Source organism: Pseudomonas cimarronensis (genome assembly GCF_049331905.1).
Taxonomy (GTDB): Bacteria; Pseudomonadota; Gammaproteobacteria; order Pseudomonadales; family Pseudomonadaceae; genus Aquipseudomonas.
Genome location: NZ_CP186283.1, coordinates 2,899,569 through 2,923,337 on the forward strand (window position 1 = coordinate 2,899,569; position 23,769 = coordinate 2,923,337).

The 23,769-nt window shown below is 61.1% G+C and carries 21 protein-coding genes and 2 pseudogenes; 7 read left to right on the top strand and 16 right to left on the bottom strand.

Going from position 1 to position 23,769, the window contains the following annotated elements:
• The first annotated feature begins 10 nt into the window (after positions 1-10).
• The 3 genes and pseudogenes from ACOCLD_RS13495 (at position 11) to ACOCLD_RS13505 (ending at position 2,777) form a co-directional block, all read left to right on the top strand.
• Positions 11-1,090, top strand: coding sequence for a metal-dependent hydrolase (locus ACOCLD_RS13495; protein ID WP_422909532.1), 1,080 nt, complete (start codon positions 11-13; stop codon positions 1,088-1,090).
• Between the two features lie 79 nt (positions 1,091-1,169).
• Positions 1,170-1,922: pseudogene (locus tag ACOCLD_RS13500) on the top strand (HAMP domain-containing protein); the annotation flags it as partial.
• A 141-nt stretch (positions 1,923-2,063) separates the two neighbouring features.
• The gene (locus ACOCLD_RS13505) at positions 2,064-2,777 is read left to right on the top strand and encodes a methyl-accepting chemotaxis protein (RefSeq protein ID WP_422911809.1); all 714 of its coding nucleotides are present in this window, start codon (positions 2,064-2,066) and stop codon (positions 2,775-2,777) included.
• Between the two features lie 15 nt (positions 2,778-2,792).
• Here ACOCLD_RS13505 and ACOCLD_RS13510 read toward each other — a convergent pair whose 3' ends face one another.
• The 12 genes and pseudogenes from ACOCLD_RS13510 to ACOCLD_RS13565 all read right to left on the bottom strand — a co-directional run bounded on the left by ACOCLD_RS13510 (position 2,793) and on the right by ACOCLD_RS13565 (position 15,582).
• On the bottom strand, positions 2,793-3,674 hold the full coding sequence (locus ACOCLD_RS13510; RefSeq protein ID WP_422911810.1) for a methyl-accepting chemotaxis protein: 882 nt from the start codon (positions 3,672-3,674) through the stop codon (positions 2,793-2,795).
• Positions 3,651-4,757, bottom strand: a pseudogene (locus ACOCLD_RS13515) (methyl-accepting chemotaxis protein); the annotation flags it as partial. The pseudogene ACOCLD_RS13515 and the gene ACOCLD_RS13510, both read right to left, overlap by 24 nt.
• A 398-nt stretch (positions 4,758-5,155) precedes the next feature.
• Positions 5,156-6,616, bottom strand: a complete 1,461-nt coding sequence (locus tag ACOCLD_RS13520; protein WP_422909533.1) for a sodium-dependent transporter — start codon at positions 6,614-6,616, stop codon at positions 5,156-5,158.
• Between the two features lie 162 nt (positions 6,617-6,778).
• Positions 6,779-7,438 (bottom strand): maleylacetoacetate isomerase, encoded by a 660-nt coding sequence (gene maiA, locus ACOCLD_RS13525; RefSeq protein ID WP_422909534.1) that lies wholly within the window; start codon positions 7,436-7,438, stop codon positions 6,779-6,781.
• On the bottom strand, positions 7,428-8,411 hold the full coding sequence (locus ACOCLD_RS13530) for a fumarylacetoacetate hydrolase family protein (RefSeq protein WP_422909535.1): 984 nt from the start codon (positions 8,409-8,411) through the stop codon (positions 7,428-7,430). The genes maiA and ACOCLD_RS13530 overlap by 11 nt, the downstream gene beginning before the upstream one ends.
• Positions 8,411-9,550, bottom strand: coding sequence for a homogentisate 1,2-dioxygenase (locus tag ACOCLD_RS13535; RefSeq protein ID WP_090386378.1), 1,140 nt, complete (start codon positions 9,548-9,550; stop codon positions 8,411-8,413). Before ACOCLD_RS13535 ends, ACOCLD_RS13530 begins: the two co-directional genes overlap by 1 nt.
• Before the next feature lie 4 nt (positions 9,551-9,554).
• The gene (gene hppD / locus ACOCLD_RS13540; protein WP_422909536.1) at positions 9,555-10,637 is read right to left on the bottom strand and encodes a 4-hydroxyphenylpyruvate dioxygenase; all 1,083 of its coding nucleotides are present in this window, start codon (positions 10,635-10,637) and stop codon (positions 9,555-9,557) included.
• A 410-nt stretch (positions 10,638-11,047) separates the two neighbouring features.
• Positions 11,048-12,826: an ABC transporter ATP-binding protein gene (locus ACOCLD_RS13545; protein WP_422909537.1), complete on the bottom strand. Its 1,779-nt coding sequence runs from the start codon at positions 12,824-12,826 to the stop codon at positions 11,048-11,050.
• Complete coding sequence (locus ACOCLD_RS13550) at positions 12,819-13,451, bottom strand: DsbA family protein (RefSeq protein WP_422909538.1); 633 nt, start codon at positions 13,449-13,451, stop codon at positions 12,819-12,821. The genes ACOCLD_RS13545 and ACOCLD_RS13550 overlap by 8 nt, the downstream gene beginning before the upstream one ends.
• Positions 13,452-13,453: 2 nt before the next feature.
• Positions 13,454-14,392 (bottom strand): rhodanese-related sulfurtransferase, encoded by a 939-nt coding sequence (locus tag ACOCLD_RS13555; RefSeq protein WP_422909539.1) that lies wholly within the window; start codon positions 14,390-14,392, stop codon positions 13,454-13,456.
• Positions 14,393-14,775: 383 nt separating this feature from the next.
• The gene (locus ACOCLD_RS13560) at positions 14,776-15,069 is read right to left on the bottom strand and encodes a BolA family protein (protein ID WP_422909540.1); all 294 of its coding nucleotides are present in this window, start codon (positions 15,067-15,069) and stop codon (positions 14,776-14,778) included.
• Between the two features lie 12 nt (positions 15,070-15,081).
• On the bottom strand, positions 15,082-15,582 hold the full coding sequence (locus ACOCLD_RS13565) for a DUF2059 domain-containing protein (RefSeq protein ID WP_422909541.1): 501 nt from the start codon (positions 15,580-15,582) through the stop codon (positions 15,082-15,084).
• A gap of 262 nt (positions 15,583-15,844) precedes the next feature.
• On the opposite strand from ACOCLD_RS13565, the gene ACOCLD_RS13570 reads away from it, so the two are divergent.
• The 3 genes from ACOCLD_RS13570 to ACOCLD_RS13580 all read left to right on the top strand — a co-directional run bounded on the left by ACOCLD_RS13570 (position 15,845) and on the right by ACOCLD_RS13580 (position 18,981).
• Positions 15,845-16,855: a DUF2804 domain-containing protein gene (locus ACOCLD_RS13570; protein WP_422909542.1), complete on the top strand. Its 1,011-nt coding sequence runs from the start codon at positions 15,845-15,847 to the stop codon at positions 16,853-16,855.
• A gap of 118 nt (positions 16,856-16,973) precedes the next feature.
• Positions 16,974-18,368 carry a class II fumarate hydratase gene (locus ACOCLD_RS13575; protein WP_422909543.1) on the top strand — a complete coding sequence of 465 codons (1,395 nt, stop codon included), beginning with the start codon at positions 16,974-16,976 and terminating at the stop codon, positions 18,366-18,368.
• The gene (locus ACOCLD_RS13580) at positions 18,361-18,981 is read left to right on the top strand and encodes an NAD(P)H-dependent oxidoreductase (RefSeq protein ID WP_422909544.1); all 621 of its coding nucleotides are present in this window, start codon (positions 18,361-18,363) and stop codon (positions 18,979-18,981) included. Before ACOCLD_RS13575 ends, ACOCLD_RS13580 begins: the two co-directional genes overlap by 8 nt.
• A gap of 21 nt (positions 18,982-19,002) precedes the next feature.
• Here ACOCLD_RS13580 and ACOCLD_RS13585 read toward each other — a convergent pair whose 3' ends face one another.
• Positions 19,003-19,965, bottom strand: a complete 963-nt coding sequence (locus ACOCLD_RS13585; RefSeq protein ID WP_422909545.1) for a DMT family transporter — start codon at positions 19,963-19,965, stop codon at positions 19,003-19,005.
• 290 nt (positions 19,966-20,255) lie between these two features.
• Here ACOCLD_RS13585 and ACOCLD_RS13590 point away from each other — a divergent pair, with 290 nt between their 5' ends.
• The gene (locus tag ACOCLD_RS13590; RefSeq protein WP_233685034.1) at positions 20,256-20,465 is read left to right on the top strand and encodes a DUF6316 family protein; all 210 of its coding nucleotides are present in this window, start codon (positions 20,256-20,258) and stop codon (positions 20,463-20,465) included.
• 62 nt (positions 20,466-20,527) lie between these two features.
• Here the strand turns inward: ACOCLD_RS13590 and ACOCLD_RS13595 are convergent, their stop codons facing one another.
• From ACOCLD_RS13595 to ACOCLD_RS13605, 3 genes are all read right to left on the bottom strand, one after another.
• Positions 20,528-21,712 carry a thiolase family protein gene (locus ACOCLD_RS13595; RefSeq protein ID WP_422909546.1) on the bottom strand — a complete coding sequence of 395 codons (1,185 nt, stop codon included), beginning with the start codon at positions 21,710-21,712 and terminating at the stop codon, positions 20,528-20,530.
• 111 nt (positions 21,713-21,823) lie between these two features.
• Positions 21,824-23,311 carry a polyphosphate:AMP phosphotransferase gene (gene pap / locus ACOCLD_RS13600; protein WP_422909547.1) on the bottom strand — a complete coding sequence of 496 codons (1,488 nt, stop codon included), beginning with the start codon at positions 23,309-23,311 and terminating at the stop codon, positions 21,824-21,826.
• Between the two features lie 74 nt (positions 23,312-23,385).
• A complete protein-coding gene (locus tag ACOCLD_RS13605) occupies positions 23,386-23,694 on the bottom strand; it encodes a class I SAM-dependent methyltransferase (RefSeq protein WP_422909548.1) in 309 nt (102 codons plus the stop codon).
• Positions 23,695-23,769: the final 75 nt, after the last annotated feature.

Genomic DNA, 23,769 nt, shown 5'->3' on the forward strand with positions numbered 1-23,769 from the left:
GAGATCAGTCATGGACTCGATAACCCAGGCGGTACTTGGTGCCAGTATCCAGGGCGCACTGCTCGGCCGTTGGCAGGGACGTAAGGCGCTGTTGTACGGCGCGATGCTCGGCACCCTGCCTGACCTGGATGTAGTCATCGATTACGGCGATGCGGTGGCCGACATGACCTACCACCGCGGCTTTAGCCATTCGCTGTTTGTTCTCACCGGGCTCGCGCTGCTGCTGACCTGGCTTACCCGACGCTTCCGGCATAACCCTGGCTATAGCGCCCAGCGCCTGTTCCTGACGGTGTGGTTGGTGCTGATTACCCATCCGCTGCTCGACAGTTTCACCAGCTACGGCACCCAGCTTTTCTGGCCGCTGACGCCGATACCCACGGCCTGGTCGAGCATCTTTATCATCGACCCGCTGTATACCGTACCGCTGTGCATCGCCGTGGCCCTGGGCCTGCTCTACGGCCTGCGCGACCACGGGCAGCAGAACAAAGTGGCCAAGGCGCCGGCCCTGGCATTGCTGGTTTCCTCGCTGTACCTGGGCTTTACCCTCGGCGGCAAATACATGGCCGAACAGCGCGTAGAAGCCGAACTGGCCAAGCAAGGCATCCAAGCGCAGCAACTCTTCAGCACGCCCACCCCCTTCAACAGCCTGCTCTGGCGGGTCATCGTGCTGGATGGCGAGGATTACCATGAGGCACTGGTCAGCTGGTTTGACGACGCCCCGCCGCAACTGGCGCGCATTCCCCGTGGCACTCAGCTGGCCGCAGCGCTGGCTGACTCTGCGGCACATGCGCGGCTGGCCTGGTTTACCAATGGCGTGCTGCGCTACGACCAACTCGGCGAGCAACTGGTGGTCACCGATATCCGCCTGGGCATGACCGGTTTCCACCCGTTCCGCTTTGCCTTTGCCACATGGCGTGATGGCCAATGGCAGCCCATTGAGCAGATTGAACGCCTACCAGTGGAGCGCGGCGACCTGTCGCGCCTGCAACTGCTGTGGTCACGCATCTGGCAGCCGGAGGTTCAGGTGCCGTTGCTGGCCTGGGCCGACGAACTGCGCAAAACGCCGCTGGCCAGCAGCAACGCGCAATAGTGCCGTCTGGCGGCCGATCACAGACGGGCGCAGCATGAGCTAGGCTGAATTCCAACCTTGCTTCGTTGGAGTGTTGCCCATGAATATCCGCCAGAAAATGATCGCTTGCGGGGCTATCAGTGTGTTGGCTGCCACCCTGCTGGGCAGCATCGGCTTCTGGGGGCAAACGCGCCTGGCCAGCGCGCTGAATGAAAACCAGCTGAGCGTCAGTGCCCTGCGCAACCACCTGGAAGGCGACATGATGCACGACGCCCTGCGCGCCGATGTACTGGCCGCCTTCTATATCGACCCAGCCGATAGCAGTGCAGCCGCCCAGGTACGCAATGACCTGCGTGAGCACAGCGAGTGGTTTACCCGCACCCTCAATGACAACGCCAAACTGCCGCTCAGCGCGGATATCCGCCAGGCCATCAGCCAGTCGCAGCCAGCCCTGGCTGCCTATATCCAACAGGCTGAAGGCATCGTCAACCTGGCCCTGAAAGACCCGCAGGCCGCACGCCAACAGATGGCCGCCTTCGATGCCAGCTTTGCCGAGCTGGAAGAGAAGAATGAAGCCCTTAGCGGTCTGATCGAGGCTCATTCAGCGAATACCCGCAGTGACAGCGAAGCCGCAGTCAGCCAGGCCGCCTGGCTGTTGATTGGCGGGATATTCGTGGTCTGCTGCCTGCTTTGCCTGCTCACCACCCAATTGATGAAGGCTGTGCTGCGCCCGTTGGAAACCATCATCGGCGTGGCCCGTGCCATTGCCCAAGGCAACCTGCGCAACACCATCACTATCGACAGCAACGATGAAGCAGGACAACTGCAAAAAGCCCTGGCGGATATGCAGGGCAACCTGCGGCAGATGATCGAGGGCATCCGCGCCGAAGGCGAACACCTGCAACAGACTGCGCGCAACCTCAGCGGCGCCTCGCAGAGCATCGTGCACAGCACCCAGGAAGAATCGCAGAGTGCCACCAGCATGGCCTGCGCCATGGAGCAGATGATCCAGAACATCAGCCAGATCGCCGGTCACGCGCGCAATGCCCAGGAAATCTCCTCACACTCCGAAGAACTGGCCAGCAGCGGCGGCCAGGTGATCATGGGCGTGGTCGACGGCATGAGCCGTATCGCCGAGGCAGTCAATGAATCCAGTGCCACCATCACCGCGCTGGGCGAGTCGTCCGAGGAAATCCATTCGATCATTCAGGTGATCAAGAGCATCGCCGAACAGACCAATCTGCTGGCCCTGAATGCCGCCATCGAAGCGGCGCGCGCTGGCGAAGCTGGCCGCGGCTTTGCCGTGGTGGCTGATGAGGTGCGCAACCTGGCTGCGCGCACGGCGCAATCAACCCAGGAAATCACCGGAATGATCGAACGCATTCGCAACAGCACGGTGCAGGCGGTCAACAGCATGCAGACCGGGGTTACCCGGGTGAACGATGGTGTATCACTGGCCCGTCAGGCCGGTGAGTCGATCAATGAGATCCGTGGCGGTGCGCATCGCGCGGCCGAAGTGGTGGAAGAAATTTCCCAGACCATCGACGAGCAGAGCCGCGCCAGCACTGAAGTAGCGCAGCGCGTCGAGCACATTGCGCAGATGTCGCAGCAGAACAGCCGCACGGTCAACGAACTGGCGACTGCCGCGCAAACCCTCGACCGCGTAGCGCGCAGCATGCAGAACGCAGTGCTGCAATTTCAAACCTGAGCCGTTCGTTGCAACTCAGCTGCGGAACTGCGCCACCAGCCCCTGCAATTCCACCCCCAGGCGCGCCAGTTCTGCACTGGATGTCGCCGTCTGCTGGCTGGCGCTGGCGCTCTGCTCGCCGATATCACGCACCCGCGTCACGCTTTCGCTGATGGTCTCCGCCACTGCGCTCTGCTCTTCGGCGGCAGCGGCAATCTGCTGATTCATCTGCTCAATGGTGCTCACCGCCTGGGTGATGCGCCCCAGAGCGCTACCGGCTTCGCCGGCCAGGGTCACGGTACGCTGGGTCAGGTTACGGCTGCTGTCCATCTTGTCTACCGCCCCCTTGGCCAGGCGCTGCAGACTGGCAATCAGCCCTTCGATTTCTTCGGTTGAGTCCTGCGCGCGCTTGGCCAGGGCACGCACTTCATCGGCCACCACGGCAAAACCACGTCCCTGCTCACCCGCCCGCGCCGCTTCGATGGCAGCGTTCAACGCAAGCAGGTTGGTCTGTTCGGCGACGTTGCGAATCACCTCCAGCACGCCGCCAATCCGTGCGCTTTCCTGATTCAGTGCGGCAATGGCTGCGGCGGATTCTTCCACCTCGGTGGCCAAATGACTGATCTGGCTCACCGCCTGTTGCACCACCTGATTGCCCTGCTGCGCTTCCTGATCGGCGGCGCGGGCGGCCAGGGACGCCTGCTCGGCGTTCTGCGCCACCTCCTGCACGGTCGCGGCCATTTCATGCATGGCGGTGGCGGTCTGTTCGGTCTCCATCTTCTGGTTTTGCACGCCCGCGCTGGTTTGCGCGGTGATCGCCGACAGCTGTTCGGCAGCGGCGGCAATCTGGCTGACGCCACCACCAATGCGCCCGACCAAGGTGCGCAAGCTGATGCTCATGCGCTGCATGGCGGCCATCAACTGGCCCGGCTCGTCACGGCGGTCCTGCGGCAGGTCGTGGGTCAGGTCACCAGCCGCGATACGCTGAGCAAACAGCACGGTCTGCTGCAGCGGCGCGACAATTGAGTGGGAAATCAACAACGCCGCAAGCAAGCCAAGAATCACGGCAGCCAGCCCCATGACGCCGAGCATCAGCACAGCTTTACGGCTGTCAGCGGCCATCGCCTGCTCTTCCTCGACTTTGGCTTGTTCCACCAGTTCCAGCACTGCACGAGCCTGCACCAGCATGCTGGCTTCGCTTTGCTGGCTCTGTTCACGCATCTGCCGGTAATTGCCGAAAGCCTGCTGATACAGGGTCAGAGCTTGCAAGGCCGTCTCAATCGAAGCTTTCTGCTCATCATTCAGCCAGACCATCAAGCTGCGAGCGACGGTCTGCAGGTCATCGCTGATGTAGGTCCACTCTTCCAGCGCATCGCTCGAGCCGTCGATGATGAACTGGCTTTCATGGCCTCGCAGGTCAAGCATGCGTTTACTCAGACCCGAAGCGGTTTCCGCCAGCGTCAGCGGGTCGCTGCCGCGCAACTTGTCGCCCTGCAGACGCAACTCGCGTACCGCGTCATACATGTCCAGTTCAATCACATCAAACTGATCACGCGCTTCACCTGCGGCTTCGCGCATCTGTGCGCGGGCGGCGCGGGCCTTGCCTTGCTGCTCGACGTAGGCATCGAACTGCTGGCGGTAATCAGCTATCGCCTGCTGCATGGGTTGCAGACGTGCCTGATCGGCTCCGGCTACGCCAGCCAGTTGCTGTATACCCTTGCTAACCGCATCCAGTTGCTCATGCACCTGCTCGGCCGCCTCACGGTTCTGGCGCAAGGCGAAGTCGCGCTCGGCGCGGCGCGCCTGCAACACCTGGGCGTCGATCTGCGACAGCGCGGTGCTGCGCGCATGCCCGGCCAGAACGGCCTGTACCGCCAGAAAACCACTGCCAGTAACAGCCAGGGTCAGCAATAACACCAAACCGAAACCACATATGAGCTTTTTGCCGACCGCGAGGTCGGTGAACAGGCGAGCGGCAGAAGAGGACATGACAAACTCCATTCTTATTATCGAGCGCGATCTGGCCGCCGCATGGCATATCGGGCAACTAGGCCCGCGGACAACACTGTCAGCAGTTTAGTCAGGGCTTGTTGCAACCCCTGCGCCAGCCAGTGCGGGACGTACCGGGAAACCTCGGTAGCGGCCGCCAACCCCTATTGCAGAGGCCTTGGAATTGATCGCCGAAATGTAAGCAGGTGGTCACCAAGTGTTTCAGCCGCGAAATTTCGGCAAGTTCTTGCCGATGGCTGAATGCAGATGGCGAATTGCCGCCAAAATTCTCACGCCAGGGTACTGACGGTATATCCGCGACGCGACGCCGGCCCCCCACTAACGCCCATAAAAAAAGCGCACGGCCGATGGCCGTGCGCCTTTGTTGAGGCATGTCTGCGCCCGCAGGTTTACCGCCCGGCGAGTACCGGCACCACCCGTGGTCGCAGCACTTCACCGAGTACTGCGAGCAGGCCGATTGCGCCGGCAATCCAGTACCACTGGGCAATCGGATCAAACATCAACCAACCCAAGGCGTGCAGGAACACCACCATGATCAGCACTGGGCTGACGTAGCGCACCATAAACAGCCACAGGGCATAGCCCAGCGGCGGCAGGCCCAGCTCATCCCGCATGATTTCGCTGCGCAGTGCATAGCCGGCCAGCAACACCATGAAGATCCCGCCCAGCGGCATCATCCAGCGCGAAGTCAGGTAATCCAGCCAGTCGAAGAAGTTCTTGCCCAGCGGTGTCCAGCCGGCCAGCAGGTTGAACGAGAGCATCGCCAGCAGGCTGATCACCAGCAGCACCGCACCGGAAGTGGCTGCGGCCTTGAAGCGGCTGATGGCGTACTTCTCATTGAGGTAGGCCACCGTGGCTTCGATCATGGAGATCGCCGAGGTCAGCGCGGCAATCGACACCATGGCGAAGAACAGCACGCCGAACGCAGTACCGAACGGCATCTGCTGGAAGGCCAGCGGCAGGCTCATAAAAATCAACCCCGGCCCGGCGCTCGGGCTCATGCCGTTGGCGAAGATGATCGGGAAAATCGCCAGCCCCGCCAGCAGCGCCACGCAGGTATCGCAGATGGCCACAACAAAGGTGGTACGCGCCACCGACTGGCCGTCCGGCAGGTAGGAGCCGTAGGTGAGAATCGCCCCGGAGGCCAGACTCAGGGTAAAGAACGCATGGCCCAACGCAGCCAGCAGAGCTTCACCAGTGATTTTCGAGGCATCGAAGGTAAACAGGAAATCGAAGCCAGCGCTGAAGCCGCCACTAGTAAAGGCATAGCCCACCAGAATCAGCAGCATCAAAGCCAGGCCAGGCATCATCCAGCGTACGGCATTCTCGATGCCCTTCTGCACGCCCTTGGCGACGATCCACAGGGTCAGCAGCGCCACCAGCACGCTCCAGCCGCCGAGTTGCCAGGGGTTGGCGTTATGCGCCTCAAATACCCCGCCGAGCGCCTCAACACTGGTGGCAGCGAGCGAACCGTCGAGCATTTTCACCGTATAGGCAAAGGCCCAACCGGCCACCACCACGTAGAAACACAGAATCATAAAGCCAGCCAGCATGGCCATGCCGCCGACCGCCTTCCACAGCGGGTTGCCGTTGTTTTCCTTGACCACCCGACCGATCGCATCGATGGGGCTGCCACGGCCGCGTCGGCCAATGGCGATCTCGGTCATCATCACCGGAATACCAATGGCTAGGATGCAGGCCAAGTACATCAGCACAAACGCGCCGCCGCCGTATTCGCCGGTGATGTAGGGGAATTTCCAGATATTGCCCAGGCCCACAGCGGAGCCGGTTGCAGCAAGAATAAAGCCCCAGCGTGAGAGCCAGAGGTTCTTCGGTTTTTCACGGGTCATGCGTCACCTGTTTGTTTTTATCTGTGACGAAATAGAACCCGCAGCGCTTGTGGCGCGGCGGAGTGGCAAGGCACACAGAGTGTGAAGGCAGCCGATCTGGCCACCTGACTCGCTCTGCAAAACCGGATTCGCCTGTGCCTGACGGCGGCGAAGCCGGCAGGATCACTGGACGTCGGGTTGCACCTCCGGCGCAGCCTGTTTAAAGGCTTCCAGGGATTCACAACGCGCCGCCATGGCGAGGATGCGCGGGTACGCATCAAGGTCACAGTTAAAACGGCGCGCATTATACAGCTGTGGAACCAGACAGGCTTCCAGATATCCCGGCCGCTCGCCGAGTGACAGGCGATCATCGAACACCGCCAGGCCCGCCTCGACCGCCGCCAGGCCTTTGTGCAGCCAATGGCGATACCAAAGGTCCTTGGCATTTTCGCCAACGCCCAGCTCACCGGTCAGGTACTGCAGCACCCGCAGGTTGTTCAGCGGGTGCAGGTCGCAGGCGATATGCAGGGCCAAGGCACGCACCTGGGCGCGTTGCGCCGCATCACTGGGCAGCAGCGCCGGCGTCGGGAACATCTCATCCAGGTATTCGAGAATTGCCAGCGACTGGGCAATACGAACCCCGCCGTTGCCGTTGTCCACCAGCAAGGGCAGCAGCTCCTGCGGATTTAGCGCCTGATACTCGGCCGAGTGCTGCTGGCCGCCGTCCTTGACCAGGTGTACCGGCATTTGCTGGTAGGACAGGCCCTTGAGGTTCAGCGCGATGCGCACCCGGTAGGCGGCGCTGGAGCGCCAGTAACCGTAGAGCGTCAACTCAGTGTTCATAGCGCTCCACCGCCTGGTCGATAGCGCCGAACAGGCTATGGCCAGCGGCGTCGAACATCTCGATACGCACGCGGTCACCGAACTTGAGGAATGGAGTTTTTGCCTCGCCACTTTCGATGACTTCCAGCATGCGTTTCTCGGCCAGGCAGGACGAGCCTGCGCTGCGGTCGTAGTTCGATACGGTGCCGGAACCGATAATAGTGCCGCTGCCCAGCGGGCGGGTCTTGGCGGCGTGAGCCACCAGCGTTGGGAAGTTGAAGGTCATGTCCACGCCAGCGTTTGGCTGACCGAACAGCGCGCCATTGATGTGCGACACCAGCGGCCGATGCACCTTGCCATCGCGCCAGGTATCACCCAGCTCATCCGGGGTAATCGCCACCGGCGAGAAGCTCGACGACGGCTTGCTCTGATAAAAGCCAAAACCCTTGGCCAACTCGCCGGGAATCAGGTTACGCAGCGACACATCGTTGACCAGCATCAGCAGCTGGATATGCTCAGCCGCTTCGGCAGCGGTTGCGCCCATCGGCACGTCATCGGTGATCACCGCTATCTCGGCTTCCAGATCGATGCCCCAGGCTTCATCGGCCATCTGGATAGGGCTGTGCGGCGGAATAAAGCAGTCGGCGCCGCCCTGGTACATCAATGGATCGTGCCAGAAGCTTTCCGGAATCTCGGCGCCGCGCGCCTTGCGCACCAGCTCCACATGGTTGACGTAGGCGCTGCCATCGGCCCAGTGATAGGCGCGCGGCAACGGGCTGTGACAAGCCGCCTGATCGAAGGCAAACGCGCCCTCTTCCAGCCCATCGTTGAGGCGCTGATACACCGCCTCCAGCTTGGGCTTGGCCACCGCCCAGTTATCCAGCGCGGCCTGCAGGGTGGCGGCGATGGTCGGCACGCTGGTGGCGCGGCTGAGGTCGCGCGATACCACGACGAGCGCACCGTCGCGGCCTTGATTCAGTGATGCGAGTTTCATCAGGAGTCCTTGCCCGGCGCACGCCAGGAATTCACGTATTCGGGAACATCCACCCCAGCAGCGGCTTCGCCGACTTCCAGGGCGCGGCGGGTATCGATCATCACCGCCACCTCATCGATAAAGGTCGCCGGGTCGACTTGCGCCTTCTTCAGCGCCTTGGGGTGTGGGCCGTGGGGAAAACCACAGGGGTGCAGGGTGACCATGCCCTGCTCGATATTGTCGCGGCTGAAGAAGTTGCCCCGGTGGTAGAACAGCACTTCATCGTAGTCATCGTTGTTGTGATAGAACGGCACCTTCAATGCGCCGGGGTCGCTTTCCACCGGACGCGGGGTAAAGGTGCAGATCACAAAACCATTGGCGACGAAGGTGGTGTGCGCCGAGGGTGGCAGGTGATAGCGGTGGCTCATCAGCGGGCGGATATCGCGCCAGTTGAGGCGCACCACGGTGTTGTCGCCATGCCAGCCGACCACATCCAGCGGGTTGTACGGGTACGTCACAGTGCTGATCTGGCCGCGGCGCTTGATGCGAATCTGCCAGGTGTTCTCGTCCTGCTGGGCCTTGAAGGCGTCATCGATGCGCGGATGATCGAGCACCGCCGGGTCGAAGATCGCCTGCGGGCCGAGCAGCCCCTTGTCCGGCAGCTGATAGGCGCCGTCGGTGCTTTCGATCAGCAGCATAAAGGTCGGCTCAAGGGCCTCGATGCGCCAGGCGGTACCACGCGGGATCAGCAGGTAATCACCGTCGCGGTAGCTCAGGTGACCGAAGTCGCAGTAAAACTCCCCTGCTCCCTCGTGAATAAACAGCAGGTCATCGCCATCGGCGTTGCGCACCAGATGGCGCATGGCGCCGTGGGTTTTCCACACGCGCAGCTTCACATCGCTGTTATGCAGGGTCAGCGGCGCAGCCAGCGGGCAGTCACGCTCGCTGGAAATATCATTGAAGTTGAACGCATGCGGGCGCAGCGGCCCCTGCCAGTCGATCCAGCCAGTCGGCGGATGCTTGTGGTGCAGATGCGCCGTAGGGCCGAAAAAGCCCTCGCGGCCCATCTCGCGCTCATAGGTGCCTTCAGGAAAGTCGCAGTGCGCCTGACGCGAACACTCGCCTTCACGCAAAGGGAAACTGATCCATTGCCGGCTCATGGCATTACTCCTCGGAGATCACGCCGCGCTTGATCTGGTCTTCTTCAATCGACTCGAACAGCGCCTTGAAATTGCCCTCACCAAAGCCCTGATTGCCCTTGCGCTGGATGATTTCGAAGAAGATCGGGCCAATCACCGTATTGGTGAAAATCTGCAGCAGGATGCCGTCATCGCCCGGCGCGCCGTCGATCAGGATGCTCAGCTCGCGCAGTACCTCAGTCGGCTCGCCATGCCCGGCGACGCGGGTGTCGACCTTGTCGTAATAAGTGCCGGGGGTGACCATAAAATCCACGCCATTAGCGCGCAGCTGGCGCACGGTGGCGTAGATGTCCTCGGTACTCAGGGCGATATGCTGGATGCCCTCGCCCTGGTACTCGCGGATAAACTCTTCGATCTGCGACTTGTCGTCGGCCGACTCGTTGATCGGGATGCGAATCTTGCCGCACGGCGCGGTCATAGCGCGCGACAGCAGGCCAGTGAGCTTGCCTTCGATATCGAAGTAACGGATTTCGCGGAAGTTGGCGATGCGCTCGTAGAACCCCGACCACACATCCATCTGCCCACGTTTGACGTTGTGAGTCAGGTGGTCCAGTTCTTTCAGGCCAACCGCGTTGTCGTTCGGCGTGCGTCCTTCGATGTATTCGAAATCGACGTCGTAGATGCTCTTGTCGCCATAACGATCGACCAGGTACAGCAGCGAACCACCGATGCCTTCCACACAGGGAATATTCAGCTCGCCGAAGTTGGCGTGGCTACCGACCAGTTTGGCGCCCTGAGACTCCACATAGGCCGCAGCCTGAGCGGCGTTCTGCACACGGAAGGCCATGGCGCAAGCACTTGGGCCGTGCTTCAGACCGAATTCACGCACATGCCCGGTCGGGCTGCCATTGAGCACGAAGTTGATGTCGTTCTGCTGGAACAGCCAGACCTCTTTCGAGCGGTGCTTGGCGGTTTCGGTAAAGCCCATGGCGGTGAACAGCTCACGCAGCTGCTGGATGCCTTCTGGGGTCGGCGCGGTGTACTCGACGAACTCGAAGCCGTCGGTACCAATAGGGTTGTGCTGTTCGATCTTGTTCACGGCGTTCATTGCGCCTCCTCGTTGTTGTTTTGATCAACCGCTGCGCGATGCAACGGCGCGGATTGACCTCATAACAACCGAGCGACGGCCCACTCACAAGCCAGCCCAGAACGCCCTTGTGAGCTTACTCCCCAGGCTTTCGGCAAGTTTTCAATACACCCAGAAAAACAGCCTGTTTGCTGACTGCAACCACATGCACCGCGTAACGAAAGATTTACAAAGCGGTCGATTTAACTGCCAGGTGCGAGGCCGCGGGGGGTCAGGCCCGATTGAAACCCACCACAAATCGCGGGCATGGCCCGCTCCTACAGGCAACACCGACCGTAGGAGCGGGCCATGCCCGCGAGAAAATGCTGTGACCAGAAGGAACCGTAGGGTGCCAAGCTCCGCTATCAGGCACCGTAGGGTGGATGACGCTATCAGTGCTGCAAATGCCCATACAGCTTGGCGTAGAGCCCGCCTTCAGCGATCAGCTGCTGGTGACCGCCGTCTTCGGCGATACTGCCGCCGTCGAATACCAACACCCGGTCAGCCTGTTTTACCGCGCTCAGACGGTGGGCGATGATCAGCGTGGTGCGGCCATGGAGGAATTGATTGAGCGCCTGGTGCAAGGCGTATTCAGTGGCGGCGTCCAGGGCCGAGGTGGCCTCATCGAGAATCACCACTTTCGGCTCGGCCAACACCATACGGGCTATTGCCAGGCGCTGACGCTGACCACCGGAGAGGCGTACGCCGGAGCGGCCGACGATGCTGTCCAGGCCTTGCGGCAAGGCCTGGATGGTGTCGGCCAGTTGGGCGATCTGCAACGCGTGCCAGCAGGCTTCGTCACTGCGCTCACGGCCCATGCACAGGTTGGCGCGCACCGTGTCGTTGAACAGCGCCGGATGCTGCAGCACCACCGCCACATGCTCGCGTACGGCTTCCAGACCGATTTCTTCCTGGCTGCTGCCGCCAAAACGGATGGTTCCCGCCTGCGGCGTATACAAGCCGAGCAGCAGCTGCACCAGGGTGCTCTTGCCACCGCCGCTGGCACCAACGATGGCAACCTTCTCACCCGGTGCGATGCTCAGGTTGAGGTGATCCAGCACCGGTTCATCGTTGTAAGCAAAGGTCAGCCCGCTGACTTCGATGCCCACTGTGTCGCGACCCTTGAACGGGTCGACGCGGCCGGGATACTGGGGCTCGTCCTTGCGCGCCAGCAGCTCGTTGATCCGGCTCAATGCGCCGCCGGCAGCGTAGAAGGCATATTGCAGGCTTAGCAGCTGCTCGACCGGGCCGATCATAAACCACAGGTAACTGAACACCGCGAGCATCTGGCCGATCGACAGGTCGGAGAACAGCACGGTGAGCATCGCCGCAGCACGGAACACATCGATACCGAATTGGAACAGCAGGCCGCTGGCGCGATTCGAGGCGTCGGTCTTCCACTGCGAGGCCACGGCGTAGTCGCGCACTTCCTTGGCACGACCACCGAGGCGCCCGAGGAAAAAGCCCTGGCGGTTGCCGGCACGGATTTCCTGAATCGCTTCGAGGGTTTCGGTCAGTGCCTGGGTAAAGCGCGAAGTACTGTCGTTCTCCAGCTTCTTAAGGTGTTTGACCCGTTTGCCCAGCTGCACCGTGGCGTAGATCACCAGCGGGTTGAACAGCAGGATCAGTAATGCCAGCTGCCAGTGCATCCAGATCAGAATCGCCGAGGTGCCTGCCAGAGTGAGCATGGCCACCAGAAAGCGGCTGAGGGTTTCGCCGACAAACTTGTCCAGGGTGTCGAGATCGGTGACCAGGTGCGTGGTTACGGTGCCGCCGCCAAGGCTTTCGTACTCGCCGAGGGAAATGCGCTTGAGCCGTTCGATCAGGCGAATACGGATGCGGTAGACAATGTCTTTCGACAAGCGGGCAAACAACCGCGCCTGCAGCACGTTGAAGATCAGCGCCCCACCGCGCAGAAACAGGGTCAGCACCAGCATCAGGCCGATATAGCCGGCGGCGGTTTCCCAATGAGCCGGCAGGAAGTTATCCATCACCTTGAGCGCAGCATCACCGTCGTTAAGCAGCACCTCATCGACCAGCAAAGGCAGCAACAGCGGAATCGGCACGCTGCACAGGGTCGCGAGCACCGCCACCAGGTTGGCCCAGATCAACGCCTTCTTGTGCTGCAAGGCCAGCCGACGAACTTCCGCCCAACTCAACCGATCAGGCATGGGCAACCCGCTCCAGCCAGCGCGCCAGCAAAGGCTGCAACACGTCCAGGGGTTGATAACCGTTGGTCAGCAAGGCCAGTTGGCCGTCGCGTTCAGCGAGCAGCGTGGGAAAGCCGGCAATGCCCAGATCCTGGGTCCAGCTGAAGTCGGCGGCAGTGGCAGCACGCTGTGCGGCGCTGTCGAAGGCTTCGGCAAATTCGATGCGCGGAATCCCAGCGCGCTCCGCCAACTCCACCAGCACGCTGGCGCGGGTGACATCCACGCCCTCGGTATAGAACGCGCGCTGGATCAACTGAGCCAGCGGCCAGACCAGTTCGGGGGCCAGGTTGCGCGCTGTGACCAGTGCACGGCAGGCCGGCTCGGTGTCATAAACCAGCCCTTCCGGCAGGCCGGCATTGAAGTTGAACAGCTGGCCGGTGCTGGCATTCACCGCCTGCCAATAGCCCAGGTAGCGCACGCGGGCGGCGGCATCAATGGCCACACCATCACGGCGCAAGCCGCCCAATACCAACTCCAACCCCACACCTGCGGCAGCGGCCTGCTCAGCGAGAGACTCAAGTACCGGGGCAAAGCCCCAGCACCATGAACACATCGGGTCCATCACATAGAGCAGGCGTGCGTGCATGCTTAAGCCTCGCGATTCTGTCGGGGGTTGTAGCCCAGCGGGTGCGGCTGGTTGCGCTGTTTCGCCAGTTCGATCTGGCGCTGACGCTCACGGGCACCGGCGCGGGTTTTCTCCGGTAACGAATCCCAGCAATGCGGGCAGCTGACGCCAGGGGTATAGAGCTCGGACTGACGATCTGCCACCGACACCGGCGTACGGCAGGCGTGGCACTGGTCGTAATCACCTTCGCTGAGGTCATGGCGCACGGTCACCCGGTTGTCGAAGACAAAGCAGTCGCCCTGCCATTTGCTCTGTTCCTGCGGTACTTCTTCGAGGTACTTGAGGATGCCGCCCTTGAGGTGGAACACCTCCTCGAACCCCTCGCCGAGCATATAGCTGGATGCCTTCTCGCAACGGATGCCACCGGTGCAGAACATCGCCACTTTCTTGTGCTTGGCCGGGTCGAAGTGCGCCTTGATGTACTCGGGAAACTCGCGGAACGACTTGGTTTTCGGGTCTACCGCACCTTCAAAGGTGCCAATCGACACTTCGTAATCATTGCGGGTATCGATCAGCAGCACCTCAGGGTCACTGATCAGCGCATTCCAGTCCTTGGGCTCAACATAGGTGCCGACTTTCTGGTTCGGGTCGACGCCGGGCACACCCAGGGTGACGATTTCCTTCTTCAGCTTGACCTTGGTGCGGTAGAACGGTTGCTCGTCGCAGTAGGATTCCTTGTGGTCGATATCGGCCAGACGCGGGTCCAGGCCAAACCAGGCCATCAGCCCGTCGATGCCAGCGCGCGAACCGGAGACGGTGCCATTGATACCCTCTTCGGCCAGCAGCAAGGTGCCCTTTACCGCGTTATCCAGCATGCACTGAAGCAGTGGCTCACGCAGATCATGGAAGTCAGGCAGGGAAACGAACTTATACAGCGCGGCGACAACGATCTTGTCGGTCATATGCATGTCCTTCAGTAGTCGCCCACGTAAAGGGCGGACCGGGATACAAACGCGACCAGCAGCGGCTTTGCCAGGCTGGAGGACCACAAAAAATTGCCGGGAGCAATTTTTGACGTCGCTCGCGACGGCCACACAGGGGTGGCCGCCATGGATGGCTGGTCACAAACAAAACCGCCGGCGCTAGGCCGGCGGGGTGCGCAGTTTACTGCCCTTGAGAAGCGCCGTGTAGAGGCGAATTGCCTCAGCACCTGTTTACGATCTGCTGCGCGTCGGCCCTGCTGCGTTAAAAGCAGGCTCGGATGCTCATGTACAACTCGTACACTGCGCGTCCTCGCCTGCTTTTGCCTTACGGGGCTCTAGCTCGCGAGATCGTAAGCAGGTTCTCAGTGGCCGCCCTTGCAGGTCGGCGAAGCCGGAGCCACGCCCTGTTGCGCCCATTCATCCGGGGTGTAGGTGTGCAGCGCCAGGGCGTGAATCTGCCCCATCAACTCGCCTACGGCGGCATAGGCCTTCTGGTGGCGCTTGACTGCATTCAGGCCGGCGAACTGTTCGCTGACGATCACCGCTTTATAGTGGGTTTCCAGCCCTCGGCTGTGCATGTGGCTTTCATCCAGCACATCGAGGTGCTGGGTTTGCAGACTCGTCAGGGCGGTCCGCAACAGATCGATCTTGGCCATCGTGTCTGTCACTCAGGGCTTTTTCGGGGTCAGCTTGGCAGTCATCTCTGCCAGCAACTGGTTGACCTTGGGCACTGCCGTTTCCAGCTTGCCCTGAGTCAGTTGCGCCGATTGCGCGGTCAGCGTCGGCATCTTTTCGAGAACTTTCTTGCCCAGCGGCGACTCGTAGAAACGAATCAGCTCTTTCATTTCCTGCTCGTTGAAGTTGCTGGTGTAGAGCTTGACCAGGTCCGGCTTGAGCTTGTCCCAACCCACAGCCTGCTCCAGGGCCGTGTTGGCCTGGGCCTGATAGGTTTCCAGCACCGCCTTCTCGCTTTGCGGGGCATTACTCTCGGCAAAACGCTGGGCAAACATCTGCTGCACCTGGGCATACACCGGCACAGCGAGCTTGTCGGCACGAGCCAGTATCAGGAAACGCTCGGCGTCAGCGGCGTGGCTCTTGGCATCGGCGAGCACCTGAGCACTACCGCACGTCAGTATTAGGGCAGCGCAAAAGGCAGGTAAACGTGACATGTACTACTCCTGAACAGAGAAAGAGTCTTGTTTGACTCAGTTGGCGGCATTTTGTGCCCAAGCACGGTTGCGACTCAAGCGTGCACAGCGCGCTCGCTAAATCACGCTACAACTGTGCACTGGCGCACAGCCTGCTTAAAGGTCAAAATGCCAGCAATTGCCGAGCAGAAGCGTGCCTGTGCATGCTCATGGCATTACACATTTCTGTTTAAGTGTGCCGACGCACGAACTGCGCGGCCCTCGCACACACATGGACGTGCTAATGAACAGTTTCACCCATCCTGAGCCTTTTGCTGCTGTCGCACTGTGCGACAGTCATGGGCAGCTCAACCCGCAGGCCGTCGGCTGGTCGCCCAGACCCATGGTCGATTGCGCCATCCCCGGTCACTTCGGTCGACGCAAGCGCTGGAACCACTGGTGCATCACCACCCCGCAATGGATGCTCTCCTTCACCCAGGCCGATCTCGACTACCTGGGCTACGCCGCCGCCTACTTCCTTGATCTGCAAAGCGGCCAAGCCGTCGCCTACAACCAGTACCGCCTGTTCGCCCGCGGTTGCAACCTGCCAGATCAGCCGCAGGCCAGTCACGAGTTCAATCACCCGCGCCTGCAGCTGCGCGTGGCTGAACACACCGGACGCACCCGCATCACCATCAGCGCCCCGGACATTGGCGGCCAGCCGTTACAGGTAGCTTTGGACATTCAGCGCCCGGCACACCTGGACTCAGTCAATCTGGTCGCGCCGCTCGGCCCACAGAGTTTCCATGCCACCAGCCGCCAATTGGGCCTGCCCTGCAGCGGCAGCGTGCAACTGGGCAAACAACAATACAGTTGCGTGGCCGGGCAAAGCTTTGCCTCGCTGGATTTCGGCCGAGGCGTCTGGCCGCTCAACAGCCACTGGACCCGCGCGGCTTTTGCAGCTCCAGGTGGGATTGCCGGCAACTTCGGCGCCGGCTGGACCGACTGCAGCGGCCTATCCGAAAACACCCTGTGGTTTGGCGGCGAGTTGCAACATCTGGACAGCCCCATCACCATCACCCAGGCACCGCATAATCCGCTGGCGCCCTGGCAACTGCGCAGCCCGGATGATGCCGTGCAATTGACCTTCACCCCACGCCAGCGCCACCAGGCCTACCGCCGACTGGGGCCGTTCTATGCAGATACACAGCAGTGGTTCGGGCATTTCGATGGGGTTTTGCGTGGCCCGGAAGGTGAACGCGTACCGGTCAACAATGCCCTAGGCTGGCTCGGTGAAACCCACGCGCGCTGGTAGTTACGCCTCAAGTTGAACCTCTGCCGCCCTATCGCGACCTAAGCTCACATACGCCCAGGTGAGTTACTGCTTACCTGATATGCCATCTGCTGCGTCCGCAGCTATCAGGAGAGCCGCCATGAGCCGCATTGAGACCGACAGCCTGGGCCCGATCGACGTCCCTGATGACGCTTACTGGGGCGCCCAGACCCAGCGCTCGCTGATCAACTTCGCCATCGGCCAGGAACGTATGCCTTTAGCGGTGGTGCATGCCCTGGCGCTGATCAAGAAAGCCGCAGCACGGGTCAACCAGCGTATTGGTGAGTTGCCCGCCGATCTGGCCCGGCTGATCGAGCAGGCCGCCAACGAGGTGCTGGCTGGTCAGCATGACGAGCAGTTTCCGTTGGTGGTATGGCAGACCGGCAGCGGCACGCAAAGCAACATGAACGTCAACGAAGTGATTGCCGGACGAGCCAACGAACTGGCAGGCAATGGTCGTGGCGGCAAGACGCCGGTGCACCCCAACGACCATGTCAATCGCGCGCAAAGCTCCAACGACAGCTTTCCCACGGCCATGCACATCGCCACCGCGCAGGCCGTACACCAGCAGCTGCTGCCTGCCCTGCGCGAGCTGCGTGAGGGGCTGCTGGAACAGGCCGAACGGCATGCGCGACTGGTCAAGACCGGGCGCACCCATATGATGGACGCCACACCAATGACCTTCGGCCAGGAACTGTCGGCCTTTGTCGCCCAACTGGGTTATGCCGAACGCGCCATCCAGGCTGCACTGCCAGCCGTCTGCGAACTGGCACAAGGCGGTACAGCGGTAGGCACCGGGCTGAATTCACCGCTGGGCTTCGCCGAAGCCATGGCCGCCGAACTGGCTGCTCTGAGTGGCCTGCCGCTGGTCAGCGCACCGAACAAGTTTGCCGCACTGGCCGGCCACGAACCCTTGGTGGCACTGTCCGGCGCCTTGAAAACCCTGGCAGTGGCCCTTATCAAACTGGCCAACGATGTGCGCTTACTGGGCTCCGGCCCTCGCGCAGGCTTTGCCGAGGTGCGTTTGCCGGCCAATGAGCCAGGCAGCTCGATCATGCCGGGCAAGGTCAACCCCACTCAATGCGAGGCGCTGTCGATGCTGGCCTGTCAGGTTCTGGGTAACGACAGCACGATTGCCTTTGCCGCGAGCCAGGGCCACCTGCAGCTCAACGTGTTCAAGCCGGTGATCATTCACAACCTGCTGCAATCGATACGCTTGCTCGCCGACGGCTGCCATAACTTCCAGCAGCACTGCGTCGCGGGCCTGCAGCCCGACGCAGGAAAAATGGCCGAACACCTGGAACGTGGCTTGATGCTGGTGACTGCGCTAAACCCGCATATCGGTTACGACAAGGCCGCGCAAATCGCCAAGCAGGCCTATCAGGATGGCACCACCCTACGCGAAGCGGCGCTGCAGCTGGGCTACCTGAGCAATGAACAATTCGACGCCTGGGTGCGTCCTGAAAATATGCTGGAGGCAGGTCAACATGAGTGAAGCGGCAAAAAGCGGTGCGACGCCTTTGGAGGGTAACGGCAAACGCATCCTGATGATCCTCGGCACCCCGAAAGGCAACAGCTTCTGCCATGCCCTCGGTGAAGCTTATGCCCAAGGGGCGCGCAGCAAGGGCCACGTCGTGCGCCAGTTGAAACTGGGGGAAATGAGCTTTGATCCAGTACTGCGCGATGGCTACGAGCAGAGCCAGCAACTTGAACCTGATCTGCTGGAGGCACAGCGGCAGATTCACTGGGCCGAGCACCTGGTATTCGTCTATCCGGTCTGGTGGGGAGGTATTCCTGCCCTACTCAAGGGCTTCTTCGACCGCACCTTCCTGCCCGGTTTCGCCTTCAAATACCGCAACCGTTCGCAACTCTGGGACAAGCTGCTGAGCGGACGCACGGCAGACCTGCTGGTGACCATGGACACCCCGCCCTGGTACTTCCGCTGGATCTACGGCGCGCCCGGGCACCGGCAGATGACCCGTACCATCCTCGGTTTCAGTGGCATCAAGACCCGCCGCCTGAGCGAATTCGCCCCCGTGCGTCCCTCCTCCGAAGAGCAACGCCAGAGCTGGCTAAAACGTGCCGAAACGCTGGGCCTACGCGCCTGATACCTGCTCAGCCACAACGACTTAAATCTGTGCGATCAAGCGCGCCTTGCGGGCGCGCCAGCCGGCCAACAGCGACGGTCCCAATGCCGTCAGTGCCGAGCCCAACACAACCAGCACCGCGCCGCCATAGGCCAGCCAGTTGATCTGCTCGGGCTGCACATGATCCGGCCACCAGGTGGCGGCCAAGGCCACCGACGCGAAGGTCACCAACGGCGTAATCGCCAATGCCGCGCTGACCCTTGATGCCTCCCAATGAGCCAACGCCTCGGCAAATGCGCCATACGCCACCAGGGTATTCAGGCAGCAGGCAAACAGCAGCCAGCCTTGCAGCGGGCTCAGCTCAAACGCCTGCTGCGGATGTGCCCAGGGCGTCAGCAATACAGCGCAGGCCAGGTAGATCACCATCATCACCTGCAACGAATTCCACACAGTCAGCAGCTGTTTCTGCGCCAAGCCATAGAACGCCCAGACAAATGCGGCCAGCAGTACGATCAACACCCCAGTGGTGTAGGCCGTCAGCGAGGTCAGCAGTTCATCCAGGCGTTGGTTGAAGAACAAGACAAAACCGATCAGCAGCACCAGCAAGCCCAGCCCCTGGCCGAGGCTGAAACGCTCGCGAAAAATAAAGATGCTGCTGATCAACAGCAGAATCGGCGCCACCTGAATCACCAGTTGCGTCGTGCCGGGGCTGAGCAGATTGAGCCCAGCCAGATAGAGCACATAGTTGGCGGTCAACCCGGCAATCGCCAGTAACAACAGCCAGGCGCCCTTCTTGCCCAATGGACGGAATGCCGGCAGACGCTTACTGGCCGCCAGGTAGGCCAGCAGGATGGAGCCGGAAACCAGCAGGCGATACCAGGTCACCGTAACCGGATCCATCACCTGCAGCACTTCCTTGAGCTTGATTGGCAACACGCCCCATAACACCGCCGTCAACAGTGCCAGGAACAACCCATACAGCCAGCGACCTGAAGAAATATGCATAACCGCCTCTAAACCTAGCGCTACACCCTCACCTGATACAGGTTGCAGCTGCAAACAGGCATTCTAGGCCGCTTCCCGGAACCAACACAGCCACAGCCAGGCAGCGCTATACCGTGCAACTGTACTGATGGCCGCACAGCATCAAGTCAGCCTTATGGCGTCAAAAAATATGAAAACCGGAGAAATCATGCCGAATTTCGGTAAAAACGACCATTTGTCGTTAAATTCAGCAGCCAGAAAAACGCCGTTTAGACTGACTTTCAGCAGCTCATTTTGCGGGAGGTTCAACTATGTTCGGTCAACGCACTATCGATCACAGCCCTGGCACCCATTACCGCAGTGAACGCGTCAGCGCGGTCAACGGCCAGTACTTCTTCTCCACCCGTGAGGGTACGCTGGAAGGCCCCTATTTCAACCGAACGGATGCCGAACGCGAGATCGCCTTCTACATCCGCCGAATGATCCAGGCCAACGAAATCATCGAAAGCCGTGCCTTCTGAACACAAAGACCAGCCAATAAAAAACCGCGACATGTCGCGGTTTTTTATTTAACGCGGGACGATCAGCGCACCGCTTCAAACAGCCCGGTTGCGCCCATACCGCCACCCACACACATGGTGACGATGCCATAACGCAGCTTGCGCCGTTGCAGCTCACGCACCAAGTGGCCGACCTGGCGCGAGCCGGTCATGCCGAACGGGTGGCCGATGGAAATCGAACCGCCGTTGACGTTGTACTTTTCGTTGTCGATTTCCAAGCGGTCGCGGGCATACAGGCACTGCGAAGCAAAGGCTTCGTTCAACTCCCACAGGTCGATATCGGCAATGCTCAGGCCTTTAACCTTGAGCAGCTTGGGCACCGAGAACACCGGACCAATACCCATTTCATCCGGCTCGCAGCCAGCGGCAACAAAACCACGGAAGAAGGCGAGCGGCTTGAGGCCCAGTTCGATGGCTTTTTCCAGGCTCATCACCAGGGTCATCGAGGCGCCGTCAGACAGCTGCGAAGCATTGCCAGCGGTGACCGAACCGTCGTCGGCAAACACCGGTTTGAGCGCGGCCAGGCTTTCCAGGGTGGTGTCGGCACGGTTGCAGTCGTCATGGGCGACCACGCCGTCAACGATGCGCTTCTCGCCCGTGGCCTTGTCTTCGACCTGATACTTGACGTTCATCGGCACGATTTCATCGTCAAACAGGCCTTCGGCCTGCGCCCGCGCAGTGCGCTGCTGGCTCTGCAGGGCATAAGCATCCTGGGCTTCGCGGCTGACGTTGTAACGCCGCGCAACGATCTCAGCAGTCTGGCCCATGGGGTAGTAGATGCCCGGCAGGTCTTTCTGCAGCACCGGGTTGAACAGGTTCTGCGTGTTCATGCTTTTCAGGGTCATGGTGATCGACTCGACGCCGCCCGCCACGATGACATCGCTGCAGCCCGACGCCACCTGGTTGGCGGCAATCGCAATGGCCTGCAGGCCCGAGGAGCAGAAACGGTTGAGGGTCATGCCTGCGACGTTGGTGCCCAGACCGGATAGCACGGCCACGTTGCGGCCAATGTTCATGCCCTGGGCGCCTTCGTTGGAGCCAGCGCCAACGATGCAGTCATCCACCAGCGCAGGGTCGATACCGGTGCGTGCCAGCAAGGCATTGACGCAATGGGCCGCCATGTCGTCTGGACGGGTCAGATTGAACTTGCCACGGAAGGACTTGGCCAAACCAGTCCGTACGCTGTCAACGATCACCACTTCACGCATGCCGCACCTCATTGCTATTGGGGTTGAAGATAGGCCGAGAATAAAGCCAGATAATCTCTATCGGCGACGATCATTCATCAGCCGTATGCGCGACCATCCCGCGGCCCGTATTCAGTTTTTGGCAAATGCGGCCTCAAGCGCCTCATTGATGGTGCGCAAGACCTTGATCCGGGCAAAACGCTTGTCATTGGCCTCTACCAGCGTCCAAGGGGCGATCTCGGTGCTGGTGCGGTCGACCATATCGCCCACCGCATCGCGATACAGCGGCCACTTATCACGGTTACGCCAGTCTTCTTCGGTGATCTTGAAGCGTTTGAAGGGGATTTGTTCGCGGGCCTTGAAACGCTCCAACTGGGTCTGCGGATCAATTGCCAGCCAGAACTTCACCAGCACCACGCCGGCCTCGCTGAGTTGCTCTTCGAAGTCGTTGATCTCGCCATAGGCACGTAGCCAGTCGCCGGTGCTGCAAAAGCCCTCGACCCGCTCCACCAGCACCCGGCCATACCAGGAGCGGTCGAACACAGTGAACTTGCCGCGCGGTGGAATATGCCGCCAGAAGCGCCACAGGTAAGGCTGTGCGCGCTCTTCCTCGGTCGGTGCAGCAACCGGAACGATGCGGTACTGCCGAGGATCGAGCGCGCCGATCACCCGGCGAATCGCCCCGCCCTTACCTGCCGCGTCATTGCCTTCGAACACTGCAATCAACGAGTGGCGGCGCATGCGCTTGTCACGCATCAGACTGGACAAGCGTGCCTGCTCGACCACCAGTTGCTCGTTGTAGCTGTCCTTGTCCAATGCCTGGGTCATATCCAGGCTGTCGATCAGCCCACGCTGATCCAGACTGGAAGTCAGCGGTGCAGCATGCGGATGGGGCACGGGGCGGGTCTTGGCCTTCAGCGCCGCCTGCAGGCCATCAAGCAGGATGCGCCCAACCGTCAGGCTGCGGTAATACTCATCTACGCCTTCCACCACGTACCAAGGCGCGTAATCGCGGCTGGTGCGGCGCAGCACGCGCTCACCGACGCGCACAAACTTGTCGTAGGTCTTCGACTGCTGCCAGTCCAGCGGGCTGATCCGCCAGCTGTGCAACGGATCGTCCTGCAAGGCCTTGAGGCGCGCCTTCATCTGCTGTTTGGACAGGTGAAACCAGAACTTGAAGATCAGCGTGCCTTCATCGCAAAGCATGCGCTCCAGCCCCAACGTAGTGTCGATGGCCTGATCAAGCACGGCATTCTTGATCCGGCCATGCACCCGCCCCTGCAGCATCTGGCTGTACCAGTTGCCGAAGAAGATGCCGATACGCCCCTTGGGCGGCAGTTGCCGCCAGTAACGCCAAGCCGGCGGGCGGGCCAGCTCTTCATCGGTCTGCTGATCAAAGGTGTTGACCTGAATCAGCCGCGCATCCATCCACTCATTGAGCAGCTTGACCGTCTCGCCCTTGCCGGCCCCTTCAATACCATTGATCAGCACAAGTACGGCAAAACGCCCTTGCTGCTGCAATTCGTACTGTGCCTCCAGCAGCGCCTCACGCAGTGCTGGGGCCTCGGCCTCGTAGGTTTCTTTATCGATGCAGCGACCGATCTCGGCGGATTCGAACATGGGCCCACTCCCTGACAGTATGCGTGGAGCCTAGCGGATCAACAGGGGCTTTGGCCAAGCATTACAGGGCTCACTCAGCGCCGGGTGATCAGCCCTTGCCTGGCCACCCGCGTCAGCTGACGCACGGTTTCATCCAGTTGCTCAGCCGTTGGTGCCTGGATCACCGCCATATCGAAGTGGTTGCTGGCAAAACGCGCCAGCGACTCACCATCGTGGACGAAGTTGATCAGAAAAGTCCGTGGCCCTGCCCAGCGTTTGGGCCAACCATCGAGGTAGCGCAGCAGAGTCGGCTGGTGGTTGCCGCCAAGCAGGATTTTCGGATTGCGCAGAGTCAGCCCAGAGGTGATCGGGGCCAGGCGAATAAGCGGTTGGGGACAGTGCATCGATATGTCTCCGCCTCATTGAGTCCGCTGGGCAGCGGTGAGAGGCGACACCGAACCAGCGCTTTAGCGGAATTT